At 70.4% G+C, this 19086-nt stretch carries 15 protein-coding genes; 14 read left to right on the top strand and 1 reads right to left on the bottom strand.

What is annotated here, in order from left to right:
- Positions 1-157 precede the first annotated feature (157 nt).
- Positions 158-2797 carry a valine--tRNA ligase gene (locus tag FB465_RS11475; RefSeq protein ID WP_145790040.1) on the top strand — a complete coding sequence of 880 codons (2640 nt, stop codon included), beginning with the start codon at positions 158-160 and terminating at the stop codon, positions 2795-2797.
- A gap of 404 nt (positions 2798-3201) precedes the next feature.
- Positions 3202-3735: a hypothetical protein gene (locus FB465_RS11470; RefSeq protein WP_145790038.1), complete on the top strand. Its 534-nt coding sequence runs from the start codon at positions 3202-3204 to the stop codon at positions 3733-3735.
- Positions 3736-3768: 33 nt separating this feature from the next.
- On the opposite strand, the gene FB465_RS11465 is transcribed toward FB465_RS11470, so the two are convergent.
- On the bottom strand, positions 3769-5277 hold the full coding sequence (locus FB465_RS11465) for a chitinase (RefSeq protein WP_145790037.1): 1509 nt from the start codon (positions 5275-5277) through the stop codon (positions 3769-3771).
- A gap of 110 nt (positions 5278-5387) precedes the next feature.
- Here FB465_RS11465 and murQ point away from each other — a divergent pair, with 110 nt between their 5' ends.
- The 12 genes from murQ to FB465_RS11405 all read left to right on the top strand — a co-directional run bounded on the left by murQ (position 5388) and on the right by FB465_RS11405 (position 18963).
- Positions 5388-6329 (top strand): N-acetylmuramic acid 6-phosphate etherase, encoded by a 942-nt coding sequence (murQ, locus tag FB465_RS11460; RefSeq protein WP_145790035.1) that lies wholly within the window; start codon positions 5388-5390, stop codon positions 6327-6329.
- Positions 6330-6338: 9 nt separating this feature from the next.
- Positions 6339-7736, top strand: a complete 1398-nt coding sequence (gene folC, locus FB465_RS11455; RefSeq protein ID WP_145790033.1) for a bifunctional tetrahydrofolate synthase/dihydrofolate synthase — start codon at positions 6339-6341, stop codon at positions 7734-7736.
- Positions 7737-7738: 2 nt separating this feature from the next.
- Entirely contained in the window at positions 7739-8071 is a 333-nt protein-coding gene (locus FB465_RS11450; RefSeq protein WP_145790031.1) for a DUF4233 domain-containing protein, read from the top strand.
- Positions 8072-8343: 272 nt separating this feature from the next.
- Positions 8344-8757: a nucleoside-diphosphate kinase gene (gene ndk, locus FB465_RS11445; RefSeq protein WP_145790029.1), complete on the top strand. Its 414-nt coding sequence runs from the start codon at positions 8344-8346 to the stop codon at positions 8755-8757.
- A 296-nt stretch (positions 8758-9053) separates the two neighbouring features.
- Positions 9054-10079 carry a rod shape-determining protein gene (locus FB465_RS11440; RefSeq protein WP_145797275.1) on the top strand — a complete coding sequence of 342 codons (1026 nt, stop codon included), beginning with the start codon at positions 9054-9056 and terminating at the stop codon, positions 10077-10079.
- A gap of 103 nt (positions 10080-10182) precedes the next feature.
- Positions 10183-11127, top strand: coding sequence for a rod shape-determining protein MreC (gene mreC, locus FB465_RS11435; RefSeq protein WP_145790027.1), 945 nt, complete (start codon positions 10183-10185; stop codon positions 11125-11127).
- Positions 11128-11130: 3 nt separating this feature from the next.
- Positions 11131-11772 (top strand): rod shape-determining protein MreD, encoded by a 642-nt coding sequence (gene mreD, locus FB465_RS11430; protein WP_145790026.1) that lies wholly within the window; start codon positions 11131-11133, stop codon positions 11770-11772.
- A 13-nt stretch (positions 11773-11785) separates the two neighbouring features.
- The gene (gene mrdA / locus FB465_RS11425; RefSeq protein WP_145790024.1) at positions 11786-13993 is read left to right on the top strand and encodes a penicillin-binding protein 2; all 2208 of its coding nucleotides are present in this window, start codon (positions 11786-11788) and stop codon (positions 13991-13993) included.
- The gene (gene rodA, locus FB465_RS11420; RefSeq protein ID WP_145790022.1) at positions 13990-15189 is read left to right on the top strand and encodes a rod shape-determining protein RodA; all 1200 of its coding nucleotides are present in this window, start codon (positions 13990-13992) and stop codon (positions 15187-15189) included. Before mrdA ends, rodA begins: the two co-directional genes overlap by 4 nt.
- Positions 15190-15402: 213 nt before the next feature.
- Positions 15403-17328, top strand: a complete 1926-nt coding sequence (locus tag FB465_RS11415) for a TIGR03960 family B12-binding radical SAM protein (RefSeq protein ID WP_145790020.1) — start codon at positions 15403-15405, stop codon at positions 17326-17328.
- 73 nt (positions 17329-17401) lie between these two features.
- Positions 17402-18046 (top strand): hypothetical protein, encoded by a 645-nt coding sequence (locus tag FB465_RS11410; RefSeq protein ID WP_145790018.1) that lies wholly within the window; start codon positions 17402-17404, stop codon positions 18044-18046.
- 152 nt (positions 18047-18198) lie between these two features.
- Positions 18199-18963 (top strand): TIGR03936 family radical SAM-associated protein, encoded by a 765-nt coding sequence (locus FB465_RS11405; protein WP_145790017.1) that lies wholly within the window; start codon positions 18199-18201, stop codon positions 18961-18963.
- Positions 18964-19086 lie beyond the last annotated feature (123 nt).

Here is a 19086-nt window from a genome sequence, read left to right as displayed (position 1 = left end):
CACCAGAGCGGCCGTCTGTGGCTACTTGTCGTCAGTGCCCGTACGAATAGGCGTACGAGTATCGGGGCACGCTACCGTACGGCGCCGCCGCGCCGTCCGGGTGGTCCACCCGGAACGCGTTCGTAACGGACCCCCCGTCTTACGTAAACTGTGCGTCGTGACCGACACGACGAACCAGCGCCCCGAGCACTCCTACCCCGGGGACGACGCAGCCACCCTCCCGACGACCTACGCCCCGGCGGAGGTAGAGGGCGAGCTGTACGAGCGCTGGGTGGAGCGCGGGTACTTCAACGCGGACGCCAAGAGCGAGAAGCCCGCCTACACCATCGTCATCCCGCCGCCGAACGTCACGGGCGCCCTGCACCTGGGCCACGCCTTCCAGCACACGCTGATGGACGCGCTGACCCGCCGCAAGCGCATGCAGGGCTTCGAGACGCTCTGGCTCCCGGGCATGGACCACGCCGGCATCGCCACCCAGAACAAGGTGGAGCAGCAGCTCGCCGAGTCCGGCCTCTCCCGCCACGACCTGGGCCGCGAGGCCTTCGTCGAGAAGGTCTGGGAGTGGAAGGAGAACTACGGCGGCCAGATCCTCGGCCAGATGCGCCGCCTCGGCGACGGTGTCGACTGGTCGCGCGAGCGCTTCACCATGGATGAGGGCCTCTCGCAGGCCGTCCAGACCATCTTCAAGAAGCTCTTCGACGACGGCCTGATCTACCGCGCCGAACGCATCATCAACTGGTGCCCGCGCTGCCTCACCGCGCTCTCCGACATCGAGGTCGAGCACGAGGAGAGCCCCGGCGAGCTGGTCTCCATCCGCTACGGCGAGGGCGAGGACTCCATCGTCGTCGCCACCACCCGCGCGGAGACGATGCTCGGTGACACCGCCGTCGCCGTCCACCCGGACGACGAGCGCTACAAGCACCTGGTCGGGCGCACCATCGCGCTGCCGCTGACGGACCGTCGCATCCCGGTCGTCGCCGACGAGCACGTCGACCCCGAGTTCGGCACCGGCGCCGTCAAGGTGACCCCGGCCCACGACCCCAACGACTTCGCCATCGGCCAGCGGCACAGCCTGCCCAGCATGAGCGTGATGGACGAGCACGGTGTCATCACCGTGCACGGCCCCTTCCTCGGCCTGGACCGGCTCGAGGCGCGCTCGGCCGTTGTGGGCGCACTGCGCGAGCAGGGGCGCATCGTCGCCGAGAAGCGCCCCTACATGCACGCCGTCGGGCACTGCTCGCGCTGCCACACCATCGTCGAGCCGCGCCTGTCGCTGCAGTGGTGGGTCAAGGTCGAGCCGCTGGCCGCCGAGGCCGCCACCGCCGTCCGTGACGGCCGGGTGCAGATCCACCCGAAGGAGCTGGAGCGCCGCTACTTCGACTGGGTCGACAACATGTACGACTGGTGCATCTCGCGCCAGCTGTGGTGGGGCCACCGGATCCCGGTCTGGTACGGCCCCGAGGGCCAGGTCGTCTGCGTCGGCCCGAACGAGGAGCCGCCGTCGGGCGAGGGCTGGCACCAGGACCCGGACGTCCTGGACACCTGGTTCTCCAGCGCCCTGTGGCCGTTCTCCACGCTGGGCTGGCCCGAGCAGACGCCGGACCTGGAGAAGTTCTACGCCACCGATGTCCTGCTCACCGGCCACGACATCATCTTCTTCTGGGTCGCCCGGATGATGATGTTCGGCCTGTACGCGATGGACGGCCAGGCGCCGTTCCACACCATCGCGCTCACCGGTCTGGTCCGCGACCAGTTCGGCAAGAAGATGTCGAAGTCCTCCGGCACCGCCGTCGACCCGCTGGACTGGATGAACGCGTACGGCGCCGACGCCGTCCGCTTCACCCTGGCCCGCGGCGCCAACCCCGGCGCGGACGTGCCGATCGGCGAGGACTGGGTCCAGGGCTCGCGCAACTTCTGCAACAAGATCTGGAACGCCACCCGCTTCGCGCTGATGAACGGCGCCACGGTGGACGGCCCGCTGCCGGCGCCCGAGGAGATGACGGCGGTCGACCGCTGGATCCTCTCGCGCCTCAACGAGACCATCGCCGAGGTCGACGGGCTCTACGACGACTACCAGTTCGCCAAGCTCTCCGACGCGCTCTTCCACTTCGCCTGGGACGAGGTCTTCGACTGGTACGTCGAGCTCTCCAAGACCACCCTGGCCAAGGGCGGCGCGCAGGCCGACGCCTCGCGCCGGGTCCTCGGCGAGGTCCTGGACGTCACGCTGCGGCTGCTCCACCCGGTGGTCCCGTTCGTCACCGACACGCTCTGGACCACGCTCACCGGCGCCGAGTCCCTGGTCGTCACCGAGTGGCCCAAGGACAGCGGCTTCCGCGACGCCGCGGCCGAGTCGGAGATCGCCACCCTCCAGCAGGTGGTCACCGAGGTCCGCCGGTTCCGCTCGGACCAGGGTCTGAAGCCGGGTCAGAAGGTCCCCGCCACCCTCGACCTGACCGGCACGGTGCTCGCCGTCCACGAGGACGCGATCCGCTCGCTGCTGCGGCTGACCCTCCCGGACGAGAGCTTCTCGGCCACCGCCTCCCTCCCGGTCGCGGGCGCCACCGTCGCCCTCGACCTCTCCGGCACCATCGACGTCGCGGCGGAGCGCAAGCGCCTCGCCAAGGACCTCGCGGCGGCCGAGAAGGAGAAGGCCCAGACCACCGCCAAGCTCGGCAACGAGGGCTTCCTCGCCAAGGCTCCCGACGACGTGGTCGCCAAGATCCGCTCCCGCCAGGAGGCCGCCGAGGCCGACATCGCCCGCATCACCGCCCAGTTGGCCTCCCTTCCGCAGGCCTGACACACCGGCAGACCCCGAGGGCCGTACCACCCGCACCGAGCGGGGGGTACGGCCCTCGGCCGTTCACCCGGTGGACGGGTTTGCCATCCACCGTTGCCGGCAAAGGGAGTTGAATATCTCCGGCGCCTTTACTGCGAGCCGCTATTCGGCGCAACGCCGACGGCTGCTGATAACCCGTTCGGCCGAATTCAACCGCCTGCTGCGGCAGGCGGCAGATGTGCACGAAGAGTTGAAACACCGCAGGGTGGAGGGCTGTTCGCCGCCATTCAAGGGTATTGCCGCGCGGCCGAACTCCTGGCGATTATCTCCACACCATATGCGGTCGTGTTAAGCGGAGATTGCAGTTCGACTGTGTACGGTGAGCAGAAGTTCTGCTGCGGTGGCGACTGACGGGAGGGCACAGCGTGGTGGTGACCAAGGAGTTGGCCGACGAACTTCCTGTGGAGGCGGTCGAGGAGGCCAAGGCCCGGGCGGCGACGCTGCTGCTCGCCTTCAGGCACGGAAACCAGCTGGCATTCGACCATGAACTGGACCGGCTCTTCGAGGAGCAGGTCGAACGCGAGGTGACCACCCTGCTGGTCTGGATCGCGGCCGAGGCGGTGCGCAAGGCGTACGCGCCGGAGGCGGGCGACCGGGTGCTGCGGGCGCTGGCCAGGCGGGCCCCGTCGGACACCTCGGGGGTGGCCGTGGACGAGGAGACGGCGGACGCGGCCTGGCTGGTGGACGCCGTCGGTGCGGGCGACGTGGCGGGGGTGCGGGCGATGGTGGCGTCCACCGCGGACACCACGTACCTGCTGGGCGGGCTGCTGCAGGCGGTGGCGATGATGCTGCCGCTGCTGCCCGAGGGCGAGGCGGAGGAGATCACGGCCGAGCTGCGGCACCGCCACGGTGGCCGTACGGGCCGGGCCCCCGGTATCCCGGAGGCCCGGCAGTCGTAGGGGTTGTAGCGCTGTGGCTCGCCCGCTCGCCTGTTACGGCATGGCGTGCAGGTGGCTGCCGACGGTGGAGGCGATGCCGCCGCCGTTCCTGGCGTCCCAGTTGGTCGACCAGGTCATCGCGCCGCCGATCCCCGGCCAGGTCTGGCTCGGCTTGAACGAACCGCAGTTGGTGCCCGAGGCCAGGCAGTCCAGCGCGGCGTTGACCACGCTCGGGCTGACGTACCCGCCGCCCGCCGCGCTGGTGGACGCGGGGACACCCAGGCCGACCTGGCCGGGGCTCAGGCCGCCCTTGAGCTGGATGCAGGCGAGCGCGGTGAGGAAGTTCTCGGTGCCCTGCGCGTAGACGTTGCCGTCGCAGCCGTTCATCGAACCCGAGTTGTAGTACTGCATGTTGACGATGGTGAGGACGTCCTTCACGTTCAGCGCCAGCTTGAAGTACTCGTTCCCGGTGGACTGCATGTCGATGGTCTGCGGTGCCATGGTGAGCACGAATCCGCTGCCCACCCTGCTCGCCAGCGAGTGCAGCGCCTGGCCCATGTAGGTGGCGTTGATGCCGTTCTCCAGGTCGATGTCGACTCCGTCGAAGCCGTACTGCTGGATCAGCGCGTAGGCGCTGTTGGCGAAGTTGGTCGCCGAGGCGGAGTCGCTGACCGAGATGGTGCCGTTCTGGCCGCCGACCGAGATGATCACGCGCTTGCCGGCCTGGTGCTTGGCGGCGATTTCCGCCTTGAACTGGGCGACGGTGTAGCCGCCGAGCCGGCTGGAGAGGGTGCTGTCCAGGGTGAAGCTGATCGCCCCGGGCGTGGTGGTCGCGTCGGCGAAGGAGACGGCGATGATGTCGTACGCGGCCGGCACGTCGCTGATCCGCTGGACGGTGGCGCCGTTGTCGAAGTTCTGCCAGTAGCCGGTCAGTTTGTGCTTGGGCAGACCGGTCGACGGCGGGGTGCTGGTGGGCGTCGGGGTGGGCGTCGGGGTGGGCGTCGGTGTCGGTGTGGTGGTGCTGCCAGTCGGGCTCGGCTGCGGGCTGCCGGGGCCGACCAGCGAGACGTCGTCCGCGAGGTAGGCGCCCTGCGCGTACCAGCCGTGAACGTAGACCGTCACCGAGGTGGTCGAGGCGCCGGTGGTGAAGGTCGTGCCGAGCTTGTTCCAACTCGTACTGCTGGACCAGGTGCTGGGGTCCGCGCCGCCCGTGCCGGTGGCACCGAGATAGACGTACGGCCCGAGCACCCAGGCGCTCAGCGTGTACGTGGAGGACGGTTTGACCGTGACGGTCTGGACGCACTGGGCGTTGTCGCTGCTGGTCGGTGTCGACTGCAGGGCGTACGAGCCGGAGTGGACCTGGCTGCCGGTCGGCTGCCCGGAGTTCGCGGTGCAGACCCAGGGGGCCAGGTGGTTGCCGCTCTCCAGACCGCCGTTGGCGACCAGTTCGACGTCGGCCGCCTGGGCGCCGGGGGTGGCCAGCAGCAGTCCGATCAGGGCGAGGACGACCGACGTCAGGCCGGCGAGGAGGACGTTGAGCGTACGACGAGGTCTTGCGCGCATGCCATCTCCAGTGGGGGGTGTCGATGGGTGCGGTGCGGGGAGCTGACTCACAAGGTGGAGTAGACCAATCACCCTGTCAAGGGCGCGGGCACGGTAGTAGTTTGGGCACCATGAGCTCCGAACTCCTGGCCCGGCTCGCCGAACTCACCACGGAGGCGGTCCGCGAGGACCTCGCCGGGATCGACCTGCTGCCCACCGTCGAGATCGCCCGGCTGATGAACGCGGAGGACGCCGGAGTCCCCGCCGCGATCGCCCCGCTGCTGCCCGCGATCGCCGCCGCCGTCGACGCGGTGGCCGAGCGGATGGCCCGGGGCGGCCGTCTGATCCACGCGGGAGCGGGCACCGCGGGCCGGCTCGGTGTGCTCGACGCGAGCGAGTGCCCGCCCACCTTCAACACCGCGCCCGGTCAGGTCATCGGGCTGATCGCCGGTGGCGCCGAGGCGATGGCCGGGGCGGTCGAGGGGGCCGAGGACTCCCGCGAGGCGGCCGTCGCCGACCTGGCGGCGCTGGGCCTGACCGCCGACGACACCGTGGTCGGCATCTCCGCCTCCGGCCGGACGCCCTACACCGTCGCCGCCGTCGAGTACGCCCGCAGCCTGGGGGCCCTGACCATCGGCCTCGCCTGCAACGCGGACACCGCTCTCGGCGCCGCGGCCGAGCACCCGCTGGAGGTGGTGACCGGCCCCGAGCTGCTGGCCGGCTCCACCCGGCTCAAGGCCGGCACCGCCCAGAAGCTGGTGCTCAACATGTTGTCGACGATCGTGATGATCCGGCTCGGGAAGACCTACGGGAACCTGATGGTCGACGTCCGCAGCTCCAACGAGAAGCTCCGCGCCCGCGCCCACCGGCTGGTCGCCGAGGCCACCGGGGCGCCGGACGAGGAGGTCGGGGCCGCGCTGGCCGCCGCCGGGGGAGAGGTGAAGGTGGCGATCCTGGCACTGCTCGCCGAGGTGGACGCTGCCACCGCGGCCGGCCTGCTCACCGAGCACGACGGCAGGCTGCGCTCGGCACTGCGGCACGCCCCGGGCGGAGGCGCCCCCGGTGCTCCGTAGACTGGCAGCGTGAGCGACAAGGCCGAGCAGAACCCGTACACGATCCGCCCCAGCAGCGCAGACCCCGCCGATCCGGTGGACGGGCTGCGTGCGGTCGAGGCCGCGCTGGCCCAGCGCTGGCCGGAGAACAAGCTGGAGCCCTCGCTCGACCGGATCGAGGCGCTGATGGACATCCTCGGACAGCCGCAGCGCTCGTACCCCTCGATCCACATCACCGGCACCAACGGCAAGACCTCCACCGCCCGGATGGTCGAGCAGCTGCTGAACACCTTCGAGCTCCGTACGGGCCGCTACACCAGCCCGCACGTCGAGACGGTGACCGAGCGGATCAGCCTGGACGGCGTCCCGATCAGCCCCGAGCGCTTCATCGAGACCTACCGCGACATCGAGCCGTACATCCAGATGGTCGACGCGCAGCAGCCCGTCGCGATGTCCTTCTTCGAGGTGCTCACCGGCATGGCGTACGCGGCCTTCGCCGACGCGCCGGTGGACGTGGCCGTCGTCGAGGTGGGCATGGGCGGCTCCTGGGACGCCACCAACGTGATCGACGCGGCGGTCGCCGTCATCACGCCGATCTCGCTCGACCACACCGACAAGCTGGGCGGGACGCCGGGCGAGATCGCGGTGGAGAAGTCCGGGATCATCAAGCAGGGCGCGCTCGCCGTCGTCGCCCAGCAGCCGCTGGACGCCGCGCAGACCATCCTCAAGCGAGCGGTCGAGGTGGACGCCACGGTCGCCCGCGAGGGTATGGAGTTCGGGGTGGTCCACCGCGAGGTCGCCATCGGCGGGCAGCTGGTGACGTTCCGTGGGCTCGGCGGCGAGGAGTACGAGGACGTCTTCATCCCGCTGCACGGCGCCCACCAGGCCCACAACGCGGCGCTCGCGCTGGCGGCGGTCGAGGCCTTCTTCGGGGTCGGCGGAGCCGGCGGCGGGCGGCTGGACGTGGACAAGGTGCGCCAGGCGTTCTCGGGCGTCAGCTCGCCGGGACGACTGGAGGTCGTCCGCCGCAGCCCTACCGTCCTCCTGGACGCCGCGCACAACCCGCACGGCGCCGAGGCGACCGTCGCCGCGATCGGGGAGTCCTTCGGTTTCACCAAGCTGGTCGGCGTCATCGCCACCAGCGGCGACAAGGACGTCTCCGGCCTGCTGGAGGCCTTCGAGCCGATCCTGGCCGAGGTGGTCATCACCCAGAACTCCACCCACCGCGCGATGCCGGTGGACGACCTGGCGGCGGTGGCCGTGGAGATTTTCGGTGAGGATCGCGTGCAGGTCGAGCCGAGGCTCGACGACGCCATCGAGGCGGCCGTGACCCTCGCGGAGGAGGACGACCTCGGCGGCGCAGGCGTCCTGGTCACCGGCTCTGTCATCACGGTGGGCGAGGCTCGCCTGCTGTTCGGGAGGAAGTAACCATGCGGACGCTCTGTGCCTCGACACTGATCGGCGAGGCCCTGCTGATCATGTTCGCCGCTCTGGTGGCGATGCAGCTGACCAGCGTCTCCGCCGTGACCGTCTGGACGGTCAGCGGGATCGCGATGCTGCTGTGCGTGCTGCTCTGCGGCATGATCACCCGCCCCGGCGCGGTCGCGGTCGGCTGGGGGCTCCAGCTCGGCCTGGTCGCCAGCGGGCTCGTGCTGCCCACCATGTACGGTCTGGGCTTGGTGTTCGCGGCGCTGTGGTGGTGCTCGGTGCACTACGGCCGCAAGATCGACGAGGTCAAGGCCGCCCGCGCGGCGGCCGCCTAGTGGCTCCGCCAGTAGGCGAGCACCGATCAGGATTGGGCATCCCAGGGGCGCGAGGAACTGCGCGAAGCGGGAGGCTGCAGGCCGTTGCCTCCCGGTCTCGCGCAGTTCCTCGCGCCCCTGGTAGTGCAACTGGCTCGACTGCCTCACCTACTGGCGGACGCTCTTAACGCCCTGAGCAGCCCGTGCTCGCGTACCGGCTGCTCAGGGCAGGTAACCTCTCGGGGGTAGCCCCCGCATACACCATGCAGTACCGATTCCCCAGGAGCCGCACCGTGTCCCAGCGCACTCTCGTCCTGCTCAAGCCCGACGCCGTCAAGCGCGGCCTGGCCGGCGAGATCATCAGCCGTATCGAGCGCAAGGCGGGATGGCGGCTCACCGCCGTCGAGCTGCGCACGTTCGACCGCGCGACGCTGGAGCACCACTACGAGGAGCACGTCGGCCGCCCGTTCTACGAGCCGCTGCTGGAGTTCATGACCTCGGGCCCGTCGATCGCGCTGATCGTCGAGGGCGAGAACGTCGTCCCGGGCCTGCGCGCGCTGTGCGGCGCGACCGACCCGCTGCAGGCGGGCCCCGGCACCATCCGTGGCGACTTCGCGACCATCACCCGCGAGAACCTGATCCACGCCTCCGACTCCGAGGCCTCCGCCGAGCGCGAGATCAAGATCTTCTTCCCCTCGCACGCCTGACCGATTCCCCTGGTCGGGCGGGGTGCGTGCAGCGCCTGGCCCGACCAGGTGAATCTCAGAATCTGATCCTCAAATACGGAACTCCGAGCTCCGACACGGCGTCCCAATCCCATGAGATGCCATCGCGCCGCCGGAGAATGGGCGGCATGCCGTGCCCCGCTGTTCGCGATGACCGGCGTGGCTACGATGGAGCACAACTCATGGGCCCGGTACGGCTGCTCAGCCGATGTCCGCCCCCACTCCCCGTCACCTGAATCCGAGCTCGGGAAGGCACTCCACACCCCATGGCCAACAACCTGTCGTTCATCGGCCGTGACATGGCGATCGACCTCGGCACTGCCAACACGCTGGTGTACGTCAGGGGCAAGGGGATCGTCCTCAACGAGCCGTCAGTCGTCGCGGTCAACACCAACACCGGCGGCATCCTGGCGGTCGGCTCCGAGGCGAAGAAGATGATCGGGCGTACGCCCGGGAACATCGTCGCCATCCGGCCGCTCAAGGACGGCGTGATCGCCGACTTCGAGATCACCGAGCGGATGCTCCGGTACTTCATCCTGAAGATCCACCGCCGCCGCTACCTGGCCCGCCCCCGCGTCGTGGTCTGCGTGCCCTCCGGTATCACCGGGGTCGAGCGCCGCGCCGTGATCGAGGCCAGCGCCCAGGCCGGTGCCCGCCAGGTGCACATCATCGAGGAGCCGATGGCGGCCGCGATCGGTGCGGGCCTGCCCGTCCACGAGGCCACCGGCAACATGGTGGTGGACATCGGCGGCGGCACCACCGAGGTCGCGGTCATCTCGCTCGGCGGCATCGTCACCGCTCAGTCCATCCGGGTGGCCGGCGACGAGCTGGACAACGCGATCGTCCAGCACATCAAGAAGGAGTACTCGCTCCTCCTCGGTGAGCGCAGCGCCGAGCAGATCAAGATGAGCATCGGTTCGGCCTTCGCGCTGGAGGGCGAGAAGGACGAGCACGCCGAGATCCGCGGCCGCGACCTGGTCAGCGGCCTGCCGAAGACGGTGGTGATCTCCGCCGCCGAGGTCCGCGAGGCCATCGACGAGCCGGTCAACTCCATCATCGACGCGGTCAAGACCACCCTGGACCAGTGCCCGCCCGAGCTCGCGGGCGATGTGATGGACCGTGGAATCGTGCTCACCGGCGGCGGCGCCCTGCTGCGCGGCCTGGACGAGCGGCTGCGCCGCGAGACCGGCATGCCGATCCACATCGCCGAGAACCCTCTCGACTCCGTCGCGCTGGGCTCCGGCAAGTGCGTCGAGGAGTTCGAGGCACTCCAGCAGGTACTCGACGCCCAACCGCGTCGTTGAGCAAGTCAGACAGTCTTTCAACTGAACGGCCCTCACCGGGCGCCCACAGCGCCCGGCGAGGGGCCCGGCACCGGTCACGGAACGAAGGGGCAGCTCCAGCACCGTGAGGGACACCCGAGAGAGCCGGCTACTGCTCATCCTGCTGGTCGCCGTCGCCTTCGCACTCATCACCGTCGACATCAGGGGCGGTGAGAGCTCCCCGCTGGGCGGTGCCCGACGGGCCGCCGCCGGCCTCCTCGGGCCGGTCGAGAAGGCCGCGTCGGACGCCGTCGACCCGGTGGCCGGCACCGTCCGGGCGCTCCGCGACGCGGGCACCCACCAGCAGCGGCTGGACCAGATCACCCGCGAGAACACCGAGCTGCGCCAGCGCCTGGCCTCCTCCGACACCGCGTCCGGCCGTACCAAGCAGCTGGACGAGCTGCTCCGTACGGCCGGCGCCGGCGGCTACACCATCAAGGCCGCCCAGGTCATCGCGATCGGCGCGGCCCAGGGCTTCTCCTGGACCATCACCATCGACGCCGGCAGCGACGACGGCCTCACCAAGGACATGACCGTGATCAACGGCCAGGGCCTGGTCGGCCGAGTCACCACCGTCGCCCGCACCACCGCCACCGTGCTGCTCGCCTCCGACCCCGGCTTCACGGCTGGCACCCGGCTGGAGAGCAGCGGCGAGATCGGCTTCGCCAACGGCCAGGGCACCGGCCCGATGCGGGTCTCGCTGCTCAACGGCAAGGCGCAGGTCAAGACGGGGGACCGGCTGGTGACCTTCGGCTCGCAGAGCGGCCGCCCGTTCGTCGCCGGGGTACCGGTCGGCAAGGTGGTCGAGGTCGAGGCGACGCCGGGCCAGCTCACCAAGACCATCCTGGTCGAGCCCTTCGTGCAGTTCACCCGGCTCGACCTGGTCGGCGTGGTGGTCGTACCGCCGCGTACCGACCCGCGCGACGCGGTGCTGCCGCCGTCCCCGGCCCCGGCACCCTCCGCCGCCCCTTCGGCCCCCGTGGCGGCCGTACCGCCGACCGCCGCAGCCAGTCCCACAGGGGGGAACTGAACCGTGCGCCCCAGCCGCATCCTGCTCTCCGCCGTCCTGGTCCTGCTCGGCCTGGTGATCCAGGTCAGCGTGCTCGGCCAGCTCCAACTGCCCGGCGCCACGCCGGACCTGCTGATGCTGATCGTGGTCGGCCTGGCCCTGGTGTACGGGCCGACCGGCGGCTGTCTGGTCGGCTTCACGGCCGGCCTGCTGGCCGACCTCGCCCCGCCCTCCGACCACGCCATCGGCCGCTACGCGCTGGTGCTCTGCCTGCTCGGGTACGCCGCCGGGCTGCTGCGCCCGGAGGGCGGCCGCCACCGCTCGGTGTCCAGCGCCCTGGTCGTGGTGGCCGGGGCGGCCGTGGTGTCCACCCTGATGTACGCGACGGTCGGCGCACTGGTCGGCGACACCGCCGCCCGGCACGTCGGCCTCACCGGACTGGTCTTCAGCGCGCTGCTGTACGACGTCCTGCTGGCGCCGTTCGTGGTGCCCGCCGTGATGCTGCTGGCCCGCCGCTTCGACAACGATCCCGCCCACGCGGAGGCCGACGACTCCAGCGGCCCCGGTCTCGGCACGCTGGCCCGCTACCGCACCACCCGCGAGGCCTCGCCGCTGCCGAACTACGGCAAGAAGAAGCGCATGCTCGGCCTGGCCAAGCGCCCCTGAGGAGCGACCGCACGTGAGCAATATCCCGGAGACCGGCCGCACCCGGCGGGTGACGATCCGTCTGGTGGTCCTGCAGATCCTGGTGCTGTCGCTGCTCGCCACGCTCGGCGGCCGGCTCTGGTACCTGCAGATCCGCACCGGCAGCGAGTACGTCGCCAAGGCACAGGGCAACCACATCCGCGAGGTGGTCGAACCGGCCATCCGCGGCGAGATCCTGGACGCCTCCGGCCGCGTGCTGGTCGGCAACGAGGCCAAACTGGTGGTCTCGGTCAGCCGGACCTCGCTGCTCCAGCAGAAGGACCACGGCAAGGCCGTGCTGACCCGGCTCGCCCAGGTGCTCGGCGTACCGGCCAAGGAAGTCCAGGAGAAGGTCCGGCTCTGCGACGCCAAGACCCCGCAGCCGTGCTGGAACGGCTCGCCGTACCAGCCGATCCCGGTCACCCAGCAGGCCACCACCCAGCAGGCGATGCAGATAATGGAACGCCGCGAGGACTTCCCCGGCGTCACCGCCCAGCCCACCTCCGTCCGGCGCTACCCGGGCACCGAGGGGGCCAGCGCCGCCCAGGTGCTCGGCTACCTCTCGCCGGTGACGGACGAGGAGGTCAGCAAGTCGGCCGAGAAGACCGGCCGTGAGCGGCGGCTGCCCTCCGACCAGGTCGGCCGGGCCGGGCTCGAGTCCGTCTACGACGACGACCTGCGCGGCACCACCGGCATCGACCGGCTGGAGGTCGACAACCTCGGCCGGGTCATCGGCAGCGCCGGCAACACCCCCGCGCAGCCCGGCAACAACCTGGTGACCAGCATCGACGCGCGGGTCCAGAAGGCCGTCGAGGACCAGCTGGCGCAGGCCATGACGGACGCCCGGAAGGTCTTCGACAAGGAGACCAACAAGAACTACGAGGCCGACTCGGGCGCCGCCGTCGTGATGGACGTGCACACCGGCCGGATCATCGCGATGGCCAGCGCACCCACCTTCGACCCCAACCTCTGGGTCGGCGGCATCTCGGCCAAGGACTACCAGGCCCTGACCAGCAAGGATTCCAACTTCCCGCTGATCAACCGGGCCATACAGGGTCAGTCCGCGCCGGGTTCCACGTTCAAGGTGATCTCCACGACCGCCGCCGTGCAGGCCGGCTACTCCCTCAACGGCCGCTACCCCTGCCCGAAGAGCCTGACCATCGGGGGCCGCGAGTTCAAGAACTTCGAGAGCGAGAGCTTCGGCGACATCTCGCTGGAGAAGGCGCTGGAGATCTCCTGCGACACCGTCTTCTACGGCCTGGCCTACGACCAGTGGATGAAGGACGGCGGCATCAAGCCCAAGAAGGACCCGGGCGACTGGTTCTTCAAGACGGCCCACCAGTTCGGCCTCGGCGCCAAGACCGGCATCGACCTGCCCGGCGAGGTGCCCGGCCGGGTGCCCGACCGGCAGTGGAAGCAGTCCTTCTACGACGCCAACAAGGACGCCTGGTGCGCGCAGGCGGCCAAGGGCGGCCACGAGTACACCGACGAGATCGCCCGCGAGAACTGCATCGACGGCAATGTGATGCGCGCCGGTGACTCGGTCAACTTCGCCATCGGCCAGGGCGACACCCTGGTCACACCGCTGCAGATGGCCCGGATCTACTCCGCCCTCGCCAACGGCGGCACGCTCTACCGGCCGACCGTCGGCAAGGCGATCGTCAGCCCGAACGGCAAGCTCGTCCGGGACATCGCCCCGCACGAGGACGGCAAGATCCCCGCCCAGGGGCAGCTGCTGAGCTACATCGACCAGGCCACCGCCGGCGTCATCACCAGCGGTACCGCGGCGTGGAAGTTCACCGGCGCGGGCTGGCCGCAGGGCAAGATCGAGCTGCACGCCAAGACCGGCACCGCCGAGGTCGCCGGCAAGCAGACCACCTCGTGGCTGACCACGTACAGCGCCGACTATGCGGTCGTGATGACGATAAGCCAAGGTGGCACCGGCTCCGGTGGTTCCGGTGACTCCGTCCGCCGGATCTACCAGGCGCTGTACGGCGTGGACGACAAGGGCAACGTCGACAACAGCAAGGCGCTGCTGCCGAAGCCGCAGGCCGAGCTGCCCAAGTTCAACCCGGACGGCACCGCGATCATCAAGCCCGCCGCCTACCTCGACCCGACGCCGTCGACCGGCGCCGGCACCCCGTACACCCTGGCGCTCGCCGCTCTGGAACCCACCCGCGCCAACGGAAGGGGCCGGGCATGACCTCCTACGGCTCGTACCGGCCCGTCCGGCTCTCACCGCAGCGCGGCTCGGTGGCCCGGGTGCTGGCCAAGGACTCCCCGCTGCGGCGGCTCGACTGGATCATGATCCTGGCCGCGCTGGCGCTCTCGCTGGGCAGCTCGATGCTGGTCTGGTCGGCCACCCGGGGGCGTGACGCGCTGACCCACGGGGACCCGCAGTACTTCCTCTACCGGCACCTGACCAACCTGGTGATCGGGGTGGCGCTGTGCGTGGTGGTGGTGTTGATAGGGAATCGCCGGCTGCGCACCGCCGTGCCGTTCGTCTACATCGCCGTGCTGCTGATGCTCGTGGCGGTGCTCAGCCCGCTGGGCTCGACCATCAACGGCGCGCACTCCTGGATCCAGTTCGGCGGCGGCTTCTCGCTGCAGCCCGCCGAGTTCGCCAAGCTGGGGATCGTACTGGGCATGGCGGTGATCCTCTCCGCCCAGGTGGACGCGGGCGAGCGGGAGATCCCGTCCGACCGCAGTGTGGTGCAGTCACTCGGGGTGGCCGCGCTCCCGATGGCCATCGTGATGCTGATGCCCGACCTCGGTTCGGTGATGGTCATGGGCGTCACCATCATGGGCATCCTGCTGGGCTCGGGTGCGGCCAACCGCTGGGTCTTCGGTCTGATGACGGTGGGGGCCGCCGGCGCGGCCGCGATCTGGCAGCTGGGGATCCTCAGCAAGTACCAGATCGACCGCTTCGCGGCCTTCGCCAACCCGGCCCTCGACCCGGCCGGTGTCGGCTACAACACCGCCCAGGCCCGGATCGCCATCGGCTCGGGCGGGCTGACCGGCATGGGCCTGTTCCACGGCACCCAGACCACCGGCCAGTTCGTCCCCGAGCAGCAGACCGACTTCGTCTTCACCGTCGCCGGCGAGGAGCTCGGCTTCGCCGGCGGCCTGGCGCTGATCCTGCTGCTCGGCGTGGTGCTCTGGCGCGCCTGCCGGATCGCCCGCCAGGCCACCGACCTCTACGGGACCATCCTGGCGGCCGGCATCATCACCTGGTTCGCCTTCCAGGCCTTCGAGAACATCGGGATGAACCTCGGCATCATGCCCGTCGCCGGGATCCCGCTGCCCTTCGTCTCGTACGGCGGCTCGTCCATGTTCGCGGTCTGGATCGCCGTCGGCCTCCTCCAGTCCGTCCGCAGCCAGCGCCCCATAGGGACCTGAGCACCTCTTTCTTGGGCCCTCCGGGCGCTCGTACCCGACGCTGACGCTCGCCCTCCTTGCCCGCCATCGGGCAGGAGGGGCCCACCCTCCGGCACTCCCTCCTGCGTCGGTCGCTTGTCGCTCGTCTCTCTCAGCATCGGCGCGCCCTTCGGACCTCCGCAGTCGGGCTACTCTTGAGGGTCACCTTGTCCACGTCGTAAAGGGCGCACCCGCATGCCAGTCGAATCGGTCTTCCCACGCCTGGAGGCCCTCCTCCCGCACGTCCAGAAGCCGATCCAGTACGTCGGCGGCGAGCTCAACTCGACCGTCAAGGACTGGGACGCCTGCGACGTCCGCTGGGCCCTGATGTACCCCGACGCCTACGAGGTGGGCCTGCCCAACCAGGGCGTCATGATCCTCTACGAGGTGCTCAACGAGCGCGAGGGCGTGCTGGCCGAGCGCACGTACAGCGTCTGGCCGGACCTCGAGGCGCTGATGCGCGAGCACCAGGTGCCGCAGTTCACCGTGGACGCCCACCGCCCGGTCAAGGCCTTCGACGTGTTCGGCCTGAGCTTCTCCACCGAGCTCGGCTACACCAACATGCTCACCGCCCTCGACCTCGCGGGCATCCCGCTGGAGGCCAAGGACCGCACCATCGACGACCCGATCGTCCTCGCGGGCGGCCACGCGGCCTTCAACCCCGAGCCGATCGCGGACTTCATCGACTGCGCGGTGATCGGTGACGGCGAGCAGGCCGTGCTCGACATCACCGCGATCATCCGCGCCTGGAAGGCCGAGGGCCGGCCGGGCGGCCGCGACGAGGTGCTGCTGCGCCTCGCCAAGACCGGCGGCGTGTACGTGCCGCGCTTCTACGACGTCGAGTACCTGCCCGACGGCCGGATCGCCCGCGTCGTCGCGAACCAGGGCGCGCCGTGGCGGGTCAGCAAGCACACCGTCATGGACCTGGACGAGTGGCCCTACCCCAAGCAGCCGCTGGTGCCGCTCGCCGAGACCGTGCACGAGCGGATGTCCGTCGAGATCTTCCGCGGCTGCACCCGGGGCTGCCGCTTCTGCCAGGCCGGCATGATCACGCGCCCCGTACGGGAGCGAAGCATCACCGGCATCGGCGAGATGGTCGAGCGCGGGCTGAAGGCGACCGGCTTCGAGGAGGTCGGCCTGCTCTCGCTGTCCTCCGCCGACCACACCGAGATCGGTGACATCGCCAAGGGCCTGGCCGACCGCTACACCGAGGACAAGATCGGCCTCTCCCTCCCGTCCACCCGCGTCGACGCCTTCAACATCGACCTCGCCAACGAGCTGACCCGCAACGGTCGTCGCTCGGGCCTCACCTTCGCCCCCGAGGGCGGCAGCGAGCGCATCCGCAAGGTGATCAACAAGATGGTGTCGGAGGAGGACCTGATCCGCACCGTCGCCACCGCCTACGGCAACGGCTGGCGCCAGGTGAAGCTGTACTTCATGTGCGGCCTGCCCACCGAGACCGACGAGGACGTGCTCCAGATCGGCGAGATGGCGAAGAACGTCATCCAGAAGGGCCGCGAGGTCACCGGCCAGAACGACATCCGCTGCACCGTCTCCATCGGCGGGTTCGTGCCCAAGCCGCACACCCCGTTCCAGTGGGCCCCGCAGCTCTCCGCCGAGGCCACCGACGCCCGGCTGGCCAAGCTGCGCGACTCGATCCGCGGCGACCGCAAGTACGGCAAGAACATCGGTTTCCGCTACCACGACGGCAAGCCCGGCATCGTCGAGGGCCTGCTCTCCCGCGGTGACCGCCGCATCGGCGCCGTGATCCGCGCGGTCTACGAGGACGGCGGCCGCTTCGACGGCTGGCGCGAGCACTTCTCGTACGACCGCTGGATGACCGCCGCCGAGAAGGGCCTGGCCGGCACCGGCGTCGACGTCGACTGGTACACCACCCGCGAGCGCACCTACGAGGAGGTGCTGCCCTGGGACCACCTGGACAGCGGCCTCGACAAGGACTGGCTCTGGGAGGACTGGCAGGACGCCCTCGAGGAGGTCGAGGTCGACGACTGCCGCTGGACCCCGTGCTTCGAATGCGGCGTGTGTCCCCAGATGGACACCAAGATCCAGATCGGCCCCACCGGCAAGAAGCTGCTCCCGTTGACCGTCGTCAACTCGTAACCGCAGCCCGTAACCTGACGGCCCTTCCCGTGCGTCCTGCACGGGGAGGGCCGTTGCCCGTGCAAGGAGACCGATGGAGCAGCAGAGGCCGGCCGAGGGGTGCCTGGTCGGGGTGGTGCGGGGCGTCGCGCTGGTGGTCGTGGTGCCGCTGCGGTTCCTCTGGGAGTTGCTGGTCATCGTGCTGCGCCCGGTCGGGGTGGCGCTGGAGTGGGCCGGGCGGATGCTCGGCAAGCTGCTGTACGGCCTGCTGGTGTGGCCGTTGGCCGTGCTGTGGCGGTACGTGCTGGCGCCGGTCGGGCGGGTGCTGATCGTCATCCCGCTGAGCCGGCTGTACCGGGAGATCCTGACGCCGGTCGGCCGTGGGCTGCTGGTGGTGTTGACGGCCCTGGTCAAGGGGCTCGCGTGGCTGGTCGAGTACCTGGTCCTGGTCCCGCTGTACACGCTGTGGCGCCATGTCCTCGCCCCGGTCGGCCGTGCGCTGCTGTGGCTGCTGCGCCATCTGCTGGTGATCCCGCTCGTCAGGTTGTGGCGGACGCTGCTGTACCCGGTACTCCGGGAGATCGGCCGGGCGATCGCCTGGGCCTGGCGGATCGGCGGGCGGATCTGGCGCTTCCTGGTGGTACGGCCGTGCCGCTGGGTGCGGCGCGAGGTGTGGTGGCCGGTCAAGGCGGAGGTCCGCCGGGTGCTGCGCGAGGTCCGGCGGGCGCTGCTGGGGTGAGCGGGCGGGCGGGGTAGGTGGGCCACAGCGCGTACCCTTGTGCTGACAGAGTCCGGCTCGAGCGCAGCACGCGCCGCCGGACTGGCAAACTGACTAAGGACTGAGCGACCCTGGCACGCCGTACGCCCGACGGTCCGCCGCCTGCGCCGACGGTGCAGCGCATCCGTCTCCGCTACACCAAGCGCGGCCGTCTGCGCTTCACCAGCCACCGTGACTTCCAGCGGGCGTTCGAGCGCGCGCTGCGCCGCTCGGCCGTCCCGATGGCCTACTCCGCGGGCTTCACCCCGCACCCGAAGGTCTCGTACGCCAACGCCGCACCCACCGGGGTGGCCAGCGAGGCCGAGTACCTGGAGATCGGCCTGGCCGAGATCCGTGACCCGGAGGAGCTGCGCGCGCAGCTCGACGAGTCGCTGCCCACCGGTCTGGACATCACCGAGGCCGTCGAGGTTCGTACCCCGAACTTCGTGGAGCGCCTGGAGGCCTCCGAGTGGCAGGTCCGCCTGGACCGTGTCGCACCGGAGGACGCGGCCCGGGCCATCGCGCTCTTCCTTGCTGCCGAGCAGGTCGAGGTCGAACGGCTCACCAAGAACGGCGTGCGGGTCTTCGACGCGCGCGGCGCCGTGGCGGCCCTGGAACTCCTCCCGCCGCAGGTCGGCGACGGTAACGACACTGCCACGGACGGTACCGCCGATGTTCGTACGGGCAATCCCTGTGCGATACTGCGGCTGGTAGTACGACACGCCACACCAGCCGTACGACCCGACGACGTTTTGTCAGGTCTCCGTGCGACGGCCGACCTGGCGCCGCCGGTCCCCGCTGAGGTGACCAGGCTGGCGCAGGGGCCGCTCGACGAGGAGACCGGCACGGTGACCGACCCGCTGGCGCTCGACCGCGCCGCGGCCCCGGCAGGCCTTTAGCAGCCGCCGGGCCGCGCGCACCTGCGTCCGCCTAGCGGGGGGAAGGCCGGGCCCGGAAGATTCCGGGCCGTGGCCCTCCAGGCCCCCGCGGCTCCCCAGGGGAGCGAGCGCCGTCGCACGCAG

Origin of the sequence: Kitasatospora atroaurantiaca (assembly GCF_007828955.1) — a bacterium.
Lineage (GTDB): Bacteria > Actinomycetota > Actinomycetes > Streptomycetales > Streptomycetaceae > Kitasatospora > Kitasatospora atroaurantiaca.
This window is presented reverse-complemented; position numbering and strand designations above follow the sequence as displayed.